At 46.8% G+C, this 3,895-nt stretch carries 5 protein-coding genes; 4 read left to right on the top strand and 1 reads right to left on the bottom strand.

Annotated features, from left to right (window positions below; translation table 11 throughout):
• Positions 1-524, bottom strand: a 524-nt coding sequence (locus tag LKD23_RS12660) for a CHC2 zinc finger domain-containing protein (RefSeq protein ID WP_227621932.1), incomplete at its 3' end; no start/stop codon positions are given.
• Positions 525-772: 248 nt separating this feature from the next.
• Here LKD23_RS12660 and LKD23_RS12655 point away from each other — a divergent pair.
• The 4 genes from LKD23_RS12655 to LKD23_RS12640 all read left to right on the top strand — a co-directional run bounded on the left by LKD23_RS12655 (position 773) and on the right by LKD23_RS12640 (position 3,567).
• Positions 773-1,603 (top strand): helix-turn-helix domain-containing protein, encoded by an 831-nt coding sequence (locus tag LKD23_RS12655; RefSeq protein WP_227621931.1) that lies wholly within the window; start codon positions 773-775, stop codon positions 1,601-1,603.
• On the top strand, positions 1,587-2,252 hold the full coding sequence (locus tag LKD23_RS12650; RefSeq protein WP_227621930.1) for a sigma-70 family RNA polymerase sigma factor: 666 nt from the start codon (positions 1,587-1,589) through the stop codon (positions 2,250-2,252). The genes LKD23_RS12655 and LKD23_RS12650 overlap by 17 nt, the downstream gene beginning before the upstream one ends.
• Before the next feature lie 179 nt (positions 2,253-2,431).
• Positions 2,432-2,896, top strand: a complete 465-nt coding sequence (locus LKD23_RS12645) for a DUF3592 domain-containing protein (protein ID WP_005929423.1) — start codon at positions 2,432-2,434, stop codon at positions 2,894-2,896.
• Positions 2,897-3,177: 281 nt separating this feature from the next.
• Positions 3,178-3,567, top strand: coding sequence for a hypothetical protein (locus LKD23_RS12640; protein WP_005923150.1), 390 nt, complete (start codon positions 3,178-3,180; stop codon positions 3,565-3,567).
• Positions 3,568-3,895: the final 328 nt, after the last annotated feature.

Below are 3,895 nucleotides of genomic sequence, written 5' to 3'. Positions count from 1 at the left end.
GCGGCCTTCTGCTGGGGCGTCCCAAATGCAACGCAGTCCGTCAGGTGCTCGATGGTCTCGGTCATGTGGAGGGCTTCTTCAAACCGTGGGTCATGCGGTTCCTCCGGGGTGGCAGGCTTGTAGCGCTCTCGCCAGTCGTGCAGCAGGTCGAGATAATCGGTCAGCACCCGCAGGCAGTAGGCGATGTCTGCCCACTGCTCGTCCGTCAGGCCACGCTTGGGCGGCGGCAGAGCGATGGCATTGGCGGGCGGCTTGTCCGGGTCAAGCCCGAAGTCACTTGCGAGCTTCTCGGCGGCTTGCCGGGGGTTCAGGTCGAACAGTTTGGCGGTGAGGTCGATGGCATCTCCGTTGGCCCCACAGCCAAAACAGTAATAATAGGTGTCGTTCAGCTTCATGCTGGGGTCGCTGTCGGAATGGAACGGACAGCACACCATGCCATGGCGGTCGGGTCCCATGCCGTACATCTCTCCCACCTGCCGAACGGTGATGGCGGACTTGACAGTTTGATACAGGCTCAAGGGCATTCCTCCTTTGTTTCGTGCGTTGCACCAGAGACCCCAAAGTGGGAACTCTGGTGTTTTTTGCTTCCTGCCTGAATATACGGAAAATTTTGCAGGAAAGGCGCAAAAGCGGCAGAACTGCAACGGAAAAAGAAAAATGCCCTCACTGGTTGCAGGACTGCAACAGCAAGGGCGGAGAGGTAACCGTATATTGAACAAAACGGCAGAGCGTATTATAATGAGGAAAAAGCTCAAAAAGGAGGGCCGACCACATGGCACAGGAATATCTGCCCGCACCGTCCAACGTCCGTCTTGCGGACTTGATGAAAGAGCACAATATCAGCCAACCGGAGCTTGCCAAGGAAATCGGCTGCTCCAAAAGCACTATCAGCCGTTTTATCAGTGGTGCGAAAGGAACCCTGACCCATGAGCAGGTGTTGAAGATCGCAAGGTTGTTCAACGTGTCCACAGATTTCCTGCTGGGAGAAACCAACATCCCCGATCGCAAGAATTATGACATTGCCGAACTGGGTTTGTCCGTAGAAGCCGCAAAGATCCTCTACACGGGGCGTATCAATACAGAGGTAGTCAATCTGCTGCTGGAAAATGCCCGTTTCGCAGAGCTTACTTACCGCATAGCGCAGTATTTTGATGATACCTTTGCGTCCGGTATTGCGGCACAGAACGCCATGCTCACGACATTGAGCACCCTGCTGCGTACAAGGGTCAAGACCCCGGAGGCAGCCAAAGCCGCAAAGGACATCAGCCTTCGGAGAAAGCCCGTGTACCAAGGCGACCTTGATGATATTGAGATGTACTTCATGGCAACGGTCAAAGAAATTAAAAAGGGCATCGGGAGCCATTACGCCGAACAGGAAGCCATGAGCAAGAAAGTGGCAGAGAAGATGTTCACCGAATTGACCAAAGGGCAGGATGTGCAGCACCCAACGATCACGGCAGAGCAGTTGACGGATGCAATGTTGGACAGCGTTTCGGGCATGAAAGGAGCCACGCCGGAAGCACTGGAACAGCTGCGAAGCGGTCTGTTGGGAATCTTGCAGTCTGCCGCAGAGCAGGAAAACGCCCATGAAGCAGACGAATGAACGGCTTTGTGCGCTGGCACAGAAAGGGGATGCCACCGCACTGGACAGCCTGATCGAAAACAACAAGTCCTTTATTGGCAAGGTGGCAAATGACCTTTTCCGCAGCATGAATCTGGCACAGTCCGGCCTGAACCTTGACACGGACGATTTGAAACAGGCGGGCAATCTGGGCTTATGGAAAGCTGTGCCGAAGTTCGATGCAGCGCGCGGCATGAAGTTCCTGACCTATGCGGCTCCTGCCATCCGCAACGCCATGATGGACATGGTGCGGGATGCCTTTGCCGCTTTTGAGCAGCGGATGGTGACGGAGGACAAGGACGGCGTCTGCTACCAGCGCGTTTCGCTGGACGATGTTCTGCCGGGAGAGGAACAACTGCAGCGCATCGAAGCCATAGCCGACCCCTACGCCATGCAGCCGCAGAGCATTATGGAGGATCAGGAATCGCGCCGGGAACTGTACGATGGCCTGAAACGGTTGACCCAACGGGAGCAGACCTATCTGCTGTACCGCTATGGCTTTACTGATGGCAAGGAACATCCTTTGATTGGTACGGCGATATATTTCCACCTGACAAAAGGCCGCGCCCAAAAGACCGAGGAACAGGCTATGGATAACCTGTGGCTGGAATTGCCGTGGTGGTTTATCTGAGTGAAAAGAAAAATCGTGATTGTGCTACAAGTTTTCTGGAAATTTATGTGCAGCTATACGATTTTGAGGAATTTTGTAGACGGATGAAACAAAATAGGATTAAATCTAAGTATCTAAGGAATGTTGATTTCACGAAGCTGCTGATTACCGACTGTAGGATTTGAGGAGGATGCCGTTTTATGAAAATTACACGAGATAAAATGTTTTTTTCAAAAGATCTTATTCATACACTGGCATATGTCGGAATGTTCGTGGCGGCAATTATATCGGTTGGAGCGTGTAAGTCTGGTATTTGGGTGGCTGCGATATTAGCATGGATTGTAGCAGGTATAATTATCGGATTGGCGATTATTTCCGACTATAAAAAGGCAGAACTTTTGAAAAATGGAACAAGAATCATCGGAAAGGTTACAGCAACAAAACGAGTACATATAAAATTTCATATGAGTACCTACCACCTTGCCGATGAAGATGTAATCTATCCATATGTGGTACATTATCAGTATAAAGTTAAAGGTGAAACCTATAATGGAAAGTCGCAGTGGTTTTGGTTCAATCCATGTATTCCGAAAGGGGCACCAATAAAAATTCTAGTAGACCCAAAGAATCCGGCCCGAAGTACAGTTCTCAAACCAGAAAGCTAAAGATGGCTTTCAATCGAGGTAAAACAAAAAGTTTATCCTTATAGCGTGTTTATTTAAAAGAAGATTGCGATTGTGCTACAAATTTTCAGGAAGTTTATGTGCATCTATACGATTTTGAAAAATTTTGTGGACAAACGAAATAAATCAGGCTTAAATTTCGTTATCTAAACAAAAAAGCAAGGCGGGAAGGTTTGATGATTTGTAAAAAATGAGGGCATAAAAATAAAGTAGGCGTTTGATATTTCCAGCAATGTGGGCAGTAGTGAAAGAAGGTATAGAAAATGAAGAAAACTTTATATACATTTTTGGTTTGGAATTTTCTGTTGTTTGTAGCTGGTTTAAGTGATATTGTTTTTTATAGAAATCTTACATCGGTAGAAGGTATGACAATAAGCTGGACCCAGCCAGCGCTTGTAAGTATTACTTCATTTTTAATATTGCTTTCAATATATTATGGGATGCACCAGCTCCTTTTCGGGAAAAATTTTTATTTGAAACTGGAAATCAAGCAGGAAGACATAGATAAATTGCGAAATTCAATTTATGATTTTCTGAAAAAAGGCGAAATTGACCCCGAAAAATTGCAGCAACACTTGAAGTGTTTGATAATTGCTGAAGTTGTTTTGTGGGGTGGATTCATCGTTTACTTATTTATATCAAAGGGCTACTAATTTTCAATTCTAATAATGGGGTAAAGTGGTACGAATGAAAAAGATACAGAACTTTTTCTCGACGATTTTGCAAAAGCTGTGGAAAAGTTCGATAACTATCGTTTAGCATTAAAAACTACGGAAGCTTTACGCTGAAAGCTGTAACTTTAAGCAGACCGGAAAGCTTATAATGAGGGTAGAACAGAAATATGACCAACGAAGATACCACTGATTTTGACGAGCACTTCGCTAAAATTTCGTCCTATATTGTGGACACATTGCACGGCGTTCCACTTGAGATGACCGAGGATGAAAAAGAACAATTTCGCATACAGGTTATTTCAAATCA

The organism is Faecalibacterium butyricigenerans, assembly GCF_020687345.1.
In the GTDB taxonomy this organism is placed as follows: domain Bacteria; phylum Bacillota; class Clostridia; order Oscillospirales; family Ruminococcaceae; genus Faecalibacterium; species Faecalibacterium butyricigenerans.
Note: the sequence above shows the minus strand (reverse complement) of the source record. Positions and strands in the feature narration are given on the sequence as shown.